A 13,092-nucleotide genomic window follows, 5' to 3' on the forward strand; every position below is an offset into this window, starting at 1 on the left:
TTCGGTAATTTCCCCTATATCCCTAACCTTGCGCGACGTAGCTGGCAAGATCACTGCACCCTCTTTCCCCTGTCGCAGCTTTGGCGTAACCATGCGCGCCATGACGGATGTTCTGACACAGATTTATGACAAAAGGGTCGAGGCGGGCCAGCTTCGGCCTGATGCGGCGCAGCGTGCGGCGCTGCCGCTCTTTGCGCCTATCATGGCCTATCTGGCGCAGCCTGCCCCCAAAAGCGGCGGGCTGCGCGGCCTGTTTGGCCGCGCCAAGCCGGACCCTGCGCCGGGTCTATACCTGTGGGGCGGGGTGGGGCGTGGCAAATCCATGCTGATGGACCTGTTTTTCGAACATGCGGGCGCGGTTCCAAAACGTCGCGTGCATTTTCACGCGTTCATGCAAGAGGTGCATTCCGGTCTGCATGCCGCGCGTCAACGCGGGGTCGAGGATGCGCTGGTCCCGGTGGCAGACAAGATCATCGCGGATGTGCGGCTGCTGGCCTTTGACGAGATGCAGATCACCGACATTACCGATGCCATGATCGTGGGGCGGTTGTTCGAGCGGCTGATGGGCGCAGGGGTGGCGATTGTGACCACGTCGAACCGGGTGCCGGATGATCTGTATAAGGACGGGCTGAACCGAGCCTTGTTCCTGCCCTTCATCGAATTCATCAAGACGCAGATGGTGGTGCATGAACTGGTGTCAGAGACGGATTACCGCCAGCACCGGCTGTCAGGCGCGCAGGTCTATTTCAGCCCTGCCGATGCGGCTGCGCATGTGGAAATGGCGCGGATGTGGGATGAATTGACTGGCCATGACCCCGGCGCGCCCTTGCATTTGCAGGTGAAGGGGCGCGAGGTGGTGGTGTCCAAGGCGCATAACGGGGTGGGACGTGCCGGGTTCTGGGAGTTGTGCGGCAAACCGCTTGGGCCGGGGGATTACCTGGCGATTGCGCAGGCGCTGCGGGTGCTGATGCTGGATGATATCCCGTATCTGTCGGCCACGAATTATAACGAGGCCAAACGTTTCGTGACCCTGATTGATGCGCTGTATGAAGGCAAGGTGCGGCTGATCGCCTCGGCTGCGGCGGTGCCGGAGCAGCTATATACCGAAGGCGCGGGCGCGTTCGAGTTTGAGCGCACGGCCAGCCGCTTGCGCGAGATGCAAGGGGCGGATTGGGGGCAGGCGCACGCTGGTTGAGGTGGCGAGGGGGCTGGAGGGGCACGATCCTTCCCCCCATCGAGGGGGTCAGGATCGTGGGCGCGCAGGCGCGCCCGGCGCTGCATCTGACCGCGTTTGCAACCGTTCAGCCGCCCATCTGGCGGCCTCTGCCACGGTTGGGTCGGGGTCGTCTGTCAGTGCTTGTGCTACGGGCAACAGCCGCGCCGCGCCGGAATTCCCGATTGCATAAAGCACATTGCGCACGAACCGGTTGCGCCCGATCCGCTTGATCGGAGAGCCGGAAAAATGCGCGCGAAACCCCGCATCGTCCAGCCCCGCCAATTCGGCCAGATCGGGTGCCACCATGCCTTCGCGCGCGGCATATTTCGCCTCGGACGCAGAGCGCGCGAATTTGTTCCACGGGCAGACGGCCAGACAATCATCGCAGCCATAGATGCGGTTGCCCATCTTTTCGCGCAAGTCCAGCGGCACCGGGCCATGATGTTCGATCGTCAGGTAGGAGATGCAGCGCCGTGCATCCAGTTGGAACGGCGCGGGAAAGGCATCTGTGGGGCAGATATCCAGGCAGGCACGGCAAGAGCCGCAATTCTCCTGCGCGGGCGCGTCGGGGGGCAGGTCATGCGTGGTGAAAATAGCGCCCAGAAACACCCAGTTGCCCAGATCACGGGACAGAAGATTGGTATGCTTGCCCTGCCAGCCCAACCCCGCCGCTGCGGCAAGGGGTTTTTCCATGACAGGCGCGGTATCGACAAAGACCTTGATCTCGCCCCCCGCCTGATCGATCAGCCAGCGCCCCAGCCGTTTGAGCCGTTTCTTGACCACATCGTGATAATCGCGCCCCAAAGCATAGGCGGAAATCACGCCACGCTCGCGTTGCGCCAGCAGATCAAGCGGGTTGTAGTCCGGCGTGTAGCTTTCGGCCAGCATGATGATACTGCGCGCCTGCGGCCAGAGCGCGGTAGGGTTGGCGCGCCAACTCATCCGCTCTGCCATCCACGCCATCTGTCCATGACGGCCCAGATCAACAAAGCTGCGCAGCCGTTCGGGCGCCTGCGGTATGGCATCGGGACGGGTGATGGCGCAGGCATCGAACCCGACAGCGCGGGCCTCAGTCAAAAGTGCGGTTTTCAGGTCTGCTGACATGCCCTTCACATGGGCCAAACCGCGCTAGAAATCCAGATCGGTGTAATGCGCGGGCGGTGGCAAGCCGGGCAACTGGTCGGCCAGCAGGGTGCGGAATGCCGGGCGCGACTTGATCTTGGAATACCATTCATGCACCAGCGACGAGCGCGACCAGTCCACATCATTGATGTAATCAAGGCAGGACAGATGCGCGGCTGCCGTGAAATCGGCCAGCGTCATGTCATTGCCCGCCAGCCAGCGGCGCTGGCCCAGCAGCCAGTCCATATAGTCGAGATGGAACTTGATCCGCGCCGAACCCATCTTGATCCGCCCCGAGTCGGGATAGCCTGCATTCATGATCTTCTTGTTCACACGCTCATAGAGCAGGTTTGACGTCACCTCGACATGAAACTTGTCATCAAACCATGTGCACAGACGGCGCATTTCATAGCGGGCATCGGGATTTTTCGGCACAAGTGGCGGGTTCGGGATGGTTTCGTCCAGATATTCGCAGATCGCCTGACTTTCGCTGAGCATCTTGCCGTCATGGCGCAGCACCGGCACTTTGCCCGCCGGGTTGCGGCGCATGAAATCCTGCGTGGGTTCCCAGTATTTCTCTTCCAGCAACTCTACTTCGATACGTTTTTCCGCAAGGGTCAGACGAACCTTGCGACAGAAGGGAGAGAGCGGGACATGATACAGTCGGGCCATGAAAGGGGCTGAACCTCTGATTGCGGCAGATACCCCCTCTTGCCGTGCGGCGCGCCGAAGTTCAACCGTCGATACAGGATGCACGCCCGTCACGGGCGATTGTTGCTGCCCCGTCAACAATCGCGGCGGTTCTGCTGCGCAGAAATTGTGTGGGATTGGCGGCGTCACGGCTTTTCGGGGCAGGCAGAACCGCAGCAAGCCGTGCGGCCTGAAGCGCGCTTAGATCGCTTGCTGAAACGCGAAAGTAATGCTGTGCGGCCGCTTCGACCCCAAAGACACCATCATCAAATTCTGCAATATTAAGATAGACTTCGAGGATGCGCCGCTTGGGCCACAGCAGCTCGACCATCAGGGTCAGGCCCGATTCAAGCGCCTTGCGGGTCCAGTCGCGGCCATGCCACAGAAAGACATTTTTCACTGTCTGTTGGCTGAGGGTCGAGGCCCCGCGCGTGCTGCCCGATTCGATGACCTTGCGGATTTCGGCCATGTCAAAGCCCCAATGCAGGCAGAAATTCGCATCCTCGGCAGCAATGACAGACCGGGCCATCACCGGCGCGATGCGGTCCATCGGCACCCATTGGCGCTGGATTTCACCGATGCGCCGGTATTCCTGAAGCATGTAGATGCCACCGGGCGGGGGGACAAAGCGATAGAGCAGCACCCAAGCGACCAAAAGCAGGAAAATGACACCTAGAATGCGCCAGAGCTTGCGCTTGAACCAGCGCAGCGCGTCGGCAATGCGGTGCAACACGCCATTGCGCGACGTGGCACGTGCCTTGGCGTTGGCGGAGGATTTCGCCTTTTTCTTGTTGGACGCGCGGCTCATGGCGGGCTCATGGGGTTTGCGATTCTCGTGGCTGCATTCCGGCGTCAGTGACGAGAATGCACGCTGCCGTCAATCCGCCCTGGTGTCGGTTTATCGCGTCGGCACGGGTTCGTCACCGCGATAGTCATAGAATCCGCGCTCGGTCTTGCGGCCCAGCCAGCCGGCCTCGACATATTTGGTCAGCAGCGGGCAGGGGCGGTATTTCGTGTCGGCCAACCCGTCATGCAACACATTCATGATCGCAAGGCATGTGTCCAGCCCAATGAAATCGGCCAGTTCCAAAGGCCCCATCGGGTGATTTGCACCCAGTTTCAGCGACTCGTCGATGGATTTGACAGAACCGACCCCTTCATACAGCGTGTAGACGGCTTCGTTTATCATGGGCATCAGGATGCGGTTCACGATGAAAGCGGGGAAGTCTTCGGCGCTGGCAGAGGTCTTGCCCAGCTTTTCCACAACGGCGTGCAGGGTCTTGTAGGTGGCTTCATCCGTTGCAATGCCACGGATCAGTTCGACCAGTTGCATGACCGGCACGGGGTTCATGAAATGAAAGCCCATGAACCGTTCTGGGCGGTCGGTGCGGCTGGCCAATCGCGTGATCGAGATTGAGGACGTGTTCGAGGTCAGGATCGTATGCGGCTGGATATGGGGCAGCAGATCTTCGAAAATGGCCTGCTTGACTGTCTCACGCTCGGTCGCGGCTTCGATGATCAGATCGGACGGGCCAAGATCAGGCAATTTGGTGGTGGTGCGGATCCGCGCCATGGCTGCGTCCTTGTCTTCGGCAGATACCTTGCCGCGTGACACCTGCCGCCCGATATTGCGGTCGATCAGGTCAACGGCCTTTCTCAGCGCATCCTCCGAGATGTCATTGAGCAGCACGTCATAGCCTGCCAGCGCAAAGACATGGGCGATGCCACTGCCCATCTGGCCTGCACCCACAACGCCGACAGTCTTGATGTCCATTTTCCGCTCTCCTGTCCTTGGATGGCCAGACCATATGTCCGGCCGTGGCCCTAGCGCAAGGGCGAATGGCCTTAACGGCGTGCTGGCATGACCTGCTGCACGAATCCCACGCTGATCAGATAGAGGCTGGTCACGATCAGGCCAAGCGTCACCCATTGCGGTTGTTCGAAATTCAGCCACGCCGCCCAGCCCGCCAGTGCGGTCCAGACCAATGCGATGGGCAATGACAGGTTGCGCCAGCGTTCGGTTCTGACGGGATGGATAAATTTCAATTGCGTGAACATGGCAACGGCCAGAAAGCCCACGATTGCCAGAATCACCCAGAATTCCGGGCGGGTCGCAAAGATGACGACCGCGGCCATGTTCCAGCAGGCAGGAAAGCCCTGAAAAGAATTGTCGTCAGTCTTCATCCGCGTATCGGCGAAATACAGAACGCTGGTGAAGGTGATGACGATAATCGCGATCCAGCCTGTCCAGCCGGGCAGAAGCCCGCTTTGAAACAGGGCGAATGCAGGAATGAAAACATAGGTCAGGTAGTCGATGATCAGGTCCAGCAGCACCCCGTCAACGGTTGGCGCGTTCTGTTTGACATGGTAGCGGCGCGCCAGGGGGCCGTCGATTCCATCCACGATAAAGGCCACGACCAGCCACAGGAACATCATGGCCCAATCGCCCTGCACGGCCTCTAGCAGGGCAAGCATGGCAAATACGGCACCTGTGGCCGTGAACAGATGGACTGAATAAGCTTTCAGGCTGGGGGACACGCACGCTTTCCTTCCTGTCATTTCCGCGCCCTCTTTCGCAAAGCATGGCGCGGGATTCAATCATCCATGCGCGCGGGGGTGTGCGGCGTGATAAATCTCCATCAGTCGACCGGAATCGACGGCGGTATAGACTTGCGTCGATTGCAACGAGGCATGGCCCAGAAGTTCCTGAATCGCGCGCAGATCGCCGCCTGCGGCCAGCAGATGCGTTGCAAAAGAATGGCGCAGCGCATGGGGGGTGGCAGTGGCGGGCAGGCCAAGTTGCAGGCGCGTCTGTTCCATCACCTTGGCAATATGGCGCCGGCTGAGCGGGCCGCCCCGCAGGCCACGAAACAGTGGCGCATCAGGGGTTTGCGGATGCGGGCAGGCGTGCAGATAGGCCGTGACGGCCTGTTGTGCGACGGGCAGGACCGGCACGAGGCGTTCCTTGCCGCCCTTGCCGTGAATGCGCAAGGCCGCGCGCAAAGGCGCGTCGCGCCCGGTCAGGCCAAGCGCTTCGGAGACGCGCAATCCGCACCCGTAAAGGAGTGTCAGAACCGCCGTGTCACGCAGCCCTGCCCAGTCTTCGCGGCTTTGCAGGCTGGCATTGTCCAGCACCTCGCGCGCTGACTCGGCGCTGAGAGGGCGGGGAAGTTTCCGGCTGAATCGCGGGGCGCGCGTGGCGAGAATGGCAGAGATGTCCAGATTTTCCCGCTCGGCCAGCCAGCGTGCAAAACTCTTGATGCTGGAGAGCTTGCGCGCAAGGCTGCGGCTGCCAAGCCCTGCGCCGCGTTCCCATGCCATCCATGCGCGCATATCGGATTGCGTCACATCGGCCAGTTGGCGCAGGCCCGCACTGCCGCCGTGATGCTGCGCCAGAAACCCCAGAAACTGGCCAACATCATGGCCATATGCCGTGATCGTATGCTCTGACGCGCCATCGAGGGCTTTCAGCCCTTGCAGCCAAAGCTGCAAGGCATCGCGCATTGCGGCACTTAGCTGCAAACCAGATGCTGTCATGCCAGCCAGCGCCGCATCGACCTTTCAAAAATTCCGGCGAAAAACGCCAATAGATCAGTGCCTTGTCCGGGCTTGAACATATGCGGGTTTTCGGTGGCCATGACCAGCATTCCGGCCATACGATGCGCGCCCAGATCCAGCCGCATACAGGCTTCGGACCGCAGATCGGGCGCTTTCGCGCCATAAAGCGTATCGGTTTGCGGGATCGACTGGCGCAGCAGCACCTGACGGGTGGTCGGCCCGCGATCCGAACTCATATAAGTTTCGATAAAGCCGACAGGGACCACGCGCAGCACTTCCGAGATGCGTTCCAATGCGGGGTCTGGCCCGGCCTCGGGGCTTTCGAGAACCAGCTTGATCGCATCGACATTCAGGATCTGCACGACATCGGTGCCCAGATTGCGCAAAAACCCTTCGAACTGGTCAGGGTCCAGCATGCGCAGAATCGCGCGATGGATCTGGTTGGTGCCAGACAGGTTCTCATAGGCCGCCGCAATCACGGCGCGATGGGTTTCTTCCAGCCGGTCAAGCCGGGCTTCAAGCCGTTCCATCGCCAGCCCGCGCAGGTCCACGATATTGTCGCCCATGCCGCGCTCGCTGGCGCTGACCAGCGTGCGCATAAGGTCCTTGTCATCCAGAATAAGCGACGGGTCTGCAAGGATCCTGTCGCGCAATTCCTCGACCGCTTCGGGCCTGAGTGCTGTGCCTGTCATCTGTTTGCCTGTCCGTTAACTGCTCTTGTTCGTATTGTTGGGCGGACTATAGCAAAGGTTACAGGATTTTTTGACCTGTTTTTTCCCAATCCTTCATGAATTGTGCCAGTCCGGCATCGGTCAGCGGGTGAGAAGCCAGTTTGCGGATCACCTCTGGGGGGGCAGTCATGACATCTGCACCAATGCGCGCCACATCCAGAACATGGTTCACAGAGCGGATAGAGGCCGCAAGAATCTGCGTCTCGAACCCGTAATTGTCGTAGATCGTGCGGATATCGGCGATCAACTCGCAGCCATCCAGCGCGATGTCATCCAGACGCCCGATGAAGGGCGAGATGAAGGTTGCCCCGGCCTTGGCCGCCAGAAGCGCCTGATTTGCACTGAAGCACAGCGTGACATTGACCATCTTGCCTTCGCCCGACAGAACCTTGCAGGCTTTCAGCCCGTCCCATGTCAGCGGCAGTTTGACGGTGATATTCGGCGCGATCTCGGCCAGTTTGCGGCCTTCGGCGATCATGGCATCGGCCTCAAGTGCGACCACCTCGGCGGAAACCGGGCCTTCGACGATGCCGCAAATTTCGCGTGTGACTTCGATGATGTCACGCCCTGATTTCAGGATCAGAGAGGGGTTGGTGGTCACGCCATCCACCATGCCCAGATCGTTCAGGTCGCGGATTGCGTCTACATCTGCGGTATCGACAAAGAATTTCATGTCATGCCCCTTCGGGTTGCGGCCAGTGTTTGCCCGCGTCATACCTGAAGCGTTGCCCAGCCGGAACCCCCCTTGACCCATGCCAATGACCGACTCACTGGATTTTTTTGATGAAGGCACGCCCTGCGGGGTGCTGACGGCAGAGCCATTGGGGCGTGTGCTGGACTATCTGGCCCCCGAAGGCGGCGTCTGGGTCGGCGCTTTTGTCGAGGTGCCGCTGGGGCCGCGCCGTGTGATGGGGGTGGTCTGGGGCGCGGCAGAGGGCAGTTTTCCGCGTGCGAAGCTGCGCGCCATCATCCGGGTGCTGGATGCGGTGCCGATGCGCGCGGAATTGCGCGCCTTTCTGGCGCGGGTGGCCGACTATACGCTGACCCCCTTGCCCGCCATGTTGCGGCTGGCAACCCGTGTGCCTGACCTTGGCAGCGGCCCTGCCACGCGCAAGCTGTTATACCGCAGCGACAGTCCGCCCGCCCGCATCACCGAGGCGCGCGAAAAGGTGCTGGCAGTGTTCGACGTTTTTGGCGGGGCAGGGCTGACACCGGGTGAATTGGCGCAGGCGGCGGGCGTCAGTTCCGCTGTGGTGCGCGGGCTGGTACAGGCGGGCGCGCTGCTGGAGCGCGAAGCGCTGCGCGACCAGCCATATCCGCGCCTTGACCCTCTGCGCGCCGGGGCGGAATTGAGCGAAGATCAGGCACAGGCGGCGGCACGGCTGGCGGCCGGGGTGCAATCAGGCGCATACGGCACCACGCTGCTGAAAGGGGTGACCGGGTCAGGCAAGACAGAAGTGTATCTGGAAGCCATCGCCGCCTGTCTGGCGCAGGGGCGGCAAGCGCTGGTGCTTTTGCCCGAAATCGCGCTGACATCGGAATTCCTGACGCGGGTTGAAAAGCGTTTCGGGGCGCGGCCTGCGGAATGGCATTCGGGTGTCACCCTCAGCGAACGGCGGCGCTGCTGGCATATGGTGGGGCAGGGGGCGGCGCAGCTTGTGGTGGGCGCGCGCTCCGCCCTGTTTCTTCCATTTCGTGACCTGGGGTTGATTGTGGTCGATGAGGAACATGACAGTTCCTACAAGCAGGAAGAGGGGGTGTTGTATCATGCGCGCGACATGGCGGTGTTACGCGCGGCCATGTCGGGGGGGCAGGTGGTGCTGGCCTCGGCCACCCCATCGCTGGAAACATGGGCCAATGCGCGGGCCGGGAAATACGCGCGGCTTGATCTGACGGCGCGTTTTGGCCCCAATACCCTGCCAGAGATGCGCGCGATTGATCTGCGCGCCGAAGACCTGCCCTCTGGCCGCTGGGTGTCACCTACGCTGCAACAGGCGGTCACTGCGCGGCTGGCTGCGGGCGAACAGGCGTTGTTGTTTCTGAACCGGCGCGGATATGCGCCGCTGACGATTTGCCGGGCGTGCGGGCATCAGGTAGAGTGCAGCGATTGTGATGCGCGCATGGTCGAGCATCGGTTTCTCAAGCGGCTTGTGTGCCATCAATGCGGGGCAACTGCGCCGATGCCCGTGAAATGCCCGGCTTGCGGTGCGGAAGATCGCCTTGCCCCGGTCGGGCCGGGCGTGGAGCGTCTGGAGGAAGAGGCCCGCGCGCTGTGGCCTGACGCGCGGGTGGCGGTGCTGTCATCCGACCTGTTCGGGTCTGCCCGCGCGTTGAAAGATCAGATCGCCGTGATCGCGGGCGGTGAGGCGGATATCATCATCGGCACGCAGATCGTGGCCAAGGGCCATAATTTCCCCAATTTGACATTGGTAGGGGTGATTGATGCCGATCTGGGCCTGTCGGGGTCTGATCTGCGCGCGGCAGAGCGGGTGTTTCAACTGGTGCGGCAGGTATCTGGGCGGGCAGGGCGCGCGGACAAGCCGGGGCGTGCGCTGGTTCAGACCAGCCAGCCCGATCACCCGGTCATTCGCGCGATCCTGTCGGGCGAGGAAGAGGCGTTCTGGCAAAGCGAATCCGCGCAGCGCGAAGCGCTGCGCATGCCCCCGCATGGACGGTTGGCGGGGGTTATCCTGTCGGCCCCGGCGATGGAGCCAGCGTTTGAACTGGGCACGCGGCTGGCACAGGCAGACGCGCCCCTGCGCGCGATTGGTGCGCAGGTTTTTGGCCCCGCCCCCGCCCCGATTGCGCGCATTCGGGGCATGCATCGGGTCAGGTTGCTGGTCAAGGCGCCCAAAGGCGCGGCCTTGCAGGCGGCTGTTGCGGCCTGGATCAAGCCGCACAAACTGCCGCGCGGCCTGCGCCTTGCAGTGGATATTGACCCGCAAAGCTTTTACTGAGCCGTTGCAAAACGGCGAAACGGGGTTATCTGAAGGCCCATGCAGAAACGGAGTGTCGAGATGTTCGGATTTGGCCTAGATAAAACACGCATGATCACCCCGGAACAGGCCCTTCCCGGTCGCGCCGAGGCGATTGCGACAGCAGAAGCCCACGCCATCTTCGGGCGCCCGTTGAAAGCCCCTGTGCCCGAGGGCTTTCAGGTGGCGATGTTTGGTATGGGCTGTTTCTGGGGGGTCGAGCGGATTTTCTGGCAAATCCCCGGCGTTTGGCTGACCATGGTGGGCTATGCGGGCGGCTTCACCCCGAACCCGAGTTATGAAGAAGTCTGCACAGGCAAGACCGGCCATAATGAGGTGGTCCGCGTCATATTCGACCCGGCACAGATCAGCTATGAGGCGCTGTTGCAGCGGTTCTGGGAAGGGCATGACCCGACACAGGGCATGCGACAGGGAAATGACCGGGGCACGCAATACCGTTCCGGCATCTACACCTATTCGGACGCGCAGAAAGCAGCCGCAGAGGCCAGTCGCAAAGCCTATGAGGCGCGGCTTCTGGCGGCAGGGTACGGCGCGATCACGACAGAGGTTGTGGAGGCGCCGGAATTCTTCTTTGCCGAGGATTACCATCAGCAGTATCTGCACAAGAATCCGGCGGGCTATTGCGGGATTGGCGGAACCGGGGTGACCTGTCCCATCGGCCTGTCGGCCTGAGACGGCTGCGCCACGGCTTGGGCGCACGCCCACCCGCCCACCCGCGCGCGCCCAAGCCGTGGCACAGCCGCCTGTTGGCCTTCGCTTTTGCTTGACCGGGGCAGGCCTGCCCGCTATCGCGGCCCCTGTTCGCAGACCAGCAAAGGCCAGCCCATGCCCACTTTCACCGCCATCACCAAGCTGACCTCGTCCGAGGCGGCCTATTCCCTGTCAGAAGCGATGGAGAACATGACCCCGGAACCCACAGGCGTGGGCGTGTTCGAGATGGAAGACGGGTCCGGGCTGTGGGAAGTGGGCGGATATTTTACCGAATGCCCTGATGACATCGAATTGACCCTGCTGGCACAGGCATTCGGGGCAACGCCATTTCTGGTGTCGGAATTGCCAGAAATCGACTGGGTGGCCAAGGTGCGGCGCGACCTGTCGCCGGTCGAGGCGGGGCGGTTCTTCGTCTATGGCAGCCATGATGCAGATAAACTGCCTGAAGGGCGCGTTGGCCTGCTGATCGAGGCGTCCATGGCCTTTGGAACCGGCCATCACGGCACGACGCTGGGCTGTTTGCGCGCGCTTGACCGGCTGGATATGGCGGGGTTTCAGGGGCGCAATGTGGTCGATATCGGCTGCGGCACGGCGGTGCTTGCAATGGCGGCGGCGAAAATCTGGCCTGAACCTGTGCTTGCCAGCGATATTGACGCCATCGCGGTCGAGGTTGCGCAGGTGAACATGGCGGCCAATGGCCTGTCAGACCGTGTCCGCTCTCTGGAGGCGACAGGATTTGATCATCCGGAGTTGCAGGCCGCAGCGCCCTTTGATCTGGTTTTTGCCAATATCCTGATGGGACCATTGATCGAGCTTGCGCCGGAAATGGGCCGGGTTACAGCGCCGGGCGGCTATGCCATCTTGTCGGGCTTGCTGGTGGAACAGGCCGAAAAGGTGCTTGAGGCCTATGTAGCGGCGGGTTTCGGATTGCACCATCGTGAAGATATTGGCGAATGGACGACATTGACGCTGAAACGCTGAAAAGCGCAGCATATGCTGTGAAATCGCCCTTCGCCTGCCCCAGTTTCGCCGAATTCCGCTGCTAGTAATTGCCGTGACTTTATGGCGAAGCGCCTATGCGCGCGCAGCGAATTTCTGGGGCAGGACAATGACGGAAGCACAGAGAGCTGAATTTGAACAACGCCGGCTTGCAGTCTTGCAGGCCAGCATCAAGAAAGACCCGCGACATCGCCAGTATGCGCGCAAACGGCGTTTGTCTGTGGTGGCTTCTGTTCTGGGCAGTTTCGTTGTGTTCGGCGTGGTGCTTCTGTTGATCAAAAGCTTCATCATGGCTTTTGAGGGGCAGGAGGCCTATGTGCAAATGGTCGCCCCGATCATGGAAACGCAGCCAGAAGGCGGTGTGATTGCGCTTGCGATCGCCCCTGATCCTGCGTCCACGGCGATTGCAGCTTTGCTCAAGCCGCTATTTTCGGCGGAGCAAGCGCCCGCTGCGTCAGAAGGGATGACCGTGCCCTTGAACATGTCTGGCACGCAAGACTGATTGCACATGCAGCACATGGCCAGATCGTGAGCCTTGCCTTGAGCCTTGCGCCCAAATAGAAAGCCGCCCTGATTTGGGCGGCTTGGGGTATTCCGTGGCAGAAGCGCTGCGCTGTCCGGGTGCGTCAGAAGCGCCCCTTGGCAACATTCTCAATGTCGCCGCGGCACAGGCCAACATCGGCAAGTTCGCGGTCAGAGAGAGCGTTCAGTTCGCGCCGGGTGATGCGTTCGTCGTTCCAGGTCTTGAGGGTGGCGAATAAAGTGCCAAGCGACAGGCCCTGGAAACCGGCGAGCACCTGTTCCGTATGAATACGGCTTTGTGCGTAATAGGCCATTTTGGTCTCCATAGGGTAAAGTTTTCAAACCGCACAGATCTTGTGCGGATACTTGCCATATATGCCCAGTGCCTGTGCGCGACTAGAATGAAAAAACGCAAGCCTATTATGCAATCGCAGCATGGCTTGCATCGGGTCTTGCCCCTTGGACTGCGATGAAACGCTTGGCAGATGTTCGCCTTTCGTGCTAATTGAGTGCAAGAGCAGGTCACAACAATAAAACAAGAGGCTGC

General features: G+C 61.2%; 14 protein-coding genes. 5 read left to right on the forward strand and 9 right to left on the reverse strand.

The genetic code is table 11. From position 1 onward, the window contains the following. Positions 1–100: 100 nt before the first annotated feature. Complete coding sequence (gene zapE / locus EV660_RS03910; RefSeq protein WP_071482234.1) at positions 101–1,195, forward strand: cell division protein ZapE; 1,095 nt, start codon at positions 101–103, stop codon at positions 1,193–1,195. A gap of 48 nt (positions 1,196–1,243) precedes the next feature. Here zapE and queG read toward each other — a convergent pair whose 3' ends face one another. The 8 genes from queG to fsa form a co-directional block, all read right to left on the reverse strand. After that, entirely contained in the window at positions 1,244–2,320 is a 1,077-nt protein-coding gene (gene queG, locus EV660_RS03915; RefSeq protein WP_071481312.1) for a tRNA epoxyqueuosine(34) reductase QueG, read from the reverse strand. Positions 2,321–2,344: 24 nt separating this feature from the next. After that, positions 2,345–3,010, reverse strand: a complete 666-nt coding sequence (gene fzlA, locus EV660_RS03920) for an FtsZ-binding protein FzlA (RefSeq protein ID WP_071481311.1) — start codon at positions 3,008–3,010, stop codon at positions 2,345–2,347. A gap of 61 nt (positions 3,011–3,071) precedes the next feature. Beyond that, positions 3,072–3,836 (reverse strand): monofunctional biosynthetic peptidoglycan transglycosylase, encoded by a 765-nt coding sequence (gene mtgA / locus EV660_RS03925; protein ID WP_084634972.1) that lies wholly within the window; start codon positions 3,834–3,836, stop codon positions 3,072–3,074. A 90-nt stretch (positions 3,837–3,926) separates the two neighbouring features. Then, positions 3,927–4,802, reverse strand: a complete 876-nt coding sequence (locus EV660_RS03930; RefSeq protein ID WP_071481310.1) for a 3-hydroxybutyryl-CoA dehydrogenase — start codon at positions 4,800–4,802, stop codon at positions 3,927–3,929. Positions 4,803–4,873: 71 nt separating this feature from the next. Beyond that, on the reverse strand, positions 4,874–5,503 hold the full coding sequence (locus tag EV660_RS03935; protein ID WP_375781709.1) for a CDP-alcohol phosphatidyltransferase family protein: 630 nt from the start codon (positions 5,501–5,503) through the stop codon (positions 4,874–4,876). A gap of 123 nt (positions 5,504–5,626) precedes the next feature. Further along, positions 5,627–6,565 carry a tyrosine recombinase XerC gene (locus tag EV660_RS03940; RefSeq protein WP_071481309.1) on the reverse strand — a complete coding sequence of 313 codons (939 nt, stop codon included), beginning with the start codon at positions 6,563–6,565 and terminating at the stop codon, positions 5,627–5,629. Then, positions 6,562–7,278 carry a DUF484 family protein gene (locus tag EV660_RS03945; protein WP_071481308.1) on the reverse strand — a complete coding sequence of 239 codons (717 nt, stop codon included), beginning with the start codon at positions 7,276–7,278 and terminating at the stop codon, positions 6,562–6,564. Before EV660_RS03945 ends, EV660_RS03940 begins: the two co-directional genes overlap by 4 nt. 58 nt (positions 7,279–7,336) lie before the next feature. Next, a complete protein-coding gene (gene fsa / locus EV660_RS03950; protein ID WP_071482231.1) occupies positions 7,337–7,990 on the reverse strand; it encodes a fructose-6-phosphate aldolase in 654 nt (217 codons plus the stop codon). 85 nt (positions 7,991–8,075) lie between these two features. Between fsa and EV660_RS03955 the strand changes: the two genes are divergently transcribed. From EV660_RS03955 to EV660_RS03970, 4 genes are all read left to right on the forward strand, one after another. After that, positions 8,076–10,274: a primosomal protein N' gene (locus EV660_RS03955; protein ID WP_184409727.1), complete on the forward strand. Its 2,199-nt coding sequence runs from the start codon at positions 8,076–8,078 to the stop codon at positions 10,272–10,274. 60 nt (positions 10,275–10,334) lie between these two features. Next, positions 10,335–10,985, forward strand: coding sequence for a peptide-methionine (S)-S-oxide reductase MsrA (msrA, locus tag EV660_RS03960; protein ID WP_071481307.1), 651 nt, complete (start codon positions 10,335–10,337; stop codon positions 10,983–10,985). Positions 10,986–11,138: 153 nt separating this feature from the next. Then, positions 11,139–12,005 (forward strand): 50S ribosomal protein L11 methyltransferase, encoded by an 867-nt coding sequence (locus EV660_RS03965; RefSeq protein WP_071481306.1) that lies wholly within the window; start codon positions 11,139–11,141, stop codon positions 12,003–12,005. A gap of 127 nt (positions 12,006–12,132) precedes the next feature. Then, positions 12,133–12,525, forward strand: a complete 393-nt coding sequence (locus EV660_RS03970; RefSeq protein WP_071481305.1) for a hypothetical protein — start codon at positions 12,133–12,135, stop codon at positions 12,523–12,525. A gap of 124 nt (positions 12,526–12,649) precedes the next feature. Here the strand turns inward: EV660_RS03970 and EV660_RS03975 are convergent, their stop codons facing one another. Then, positions 12,650–12,859 carry a DUF1127 domain-containing protein gene (locus tag EV660_RS03975; protein ID WP_071482229.1) on the reverse strand — a complete coding sequence of 70 codons (210 nt, stop codon included), beginning with the start codon at positions 12,857–12,859 and terminating at the stop codon, positions 12,650–12,652. Between the last annotated feature and the right edge of the window lie 233 nt (positions 12,860–13,092).

It is taken from the genome of Roseinatronobacter bogoriensis DSM 18756 (genome assembly GCF_004366635.1).
Lineage (GTDB): Bacteria > Pseudomonadota > Alphaproteobacteria > Rhodobacterales > Rhodobacteraceae > Roseinatronobacter > Roseinatronobacter bogoriensis.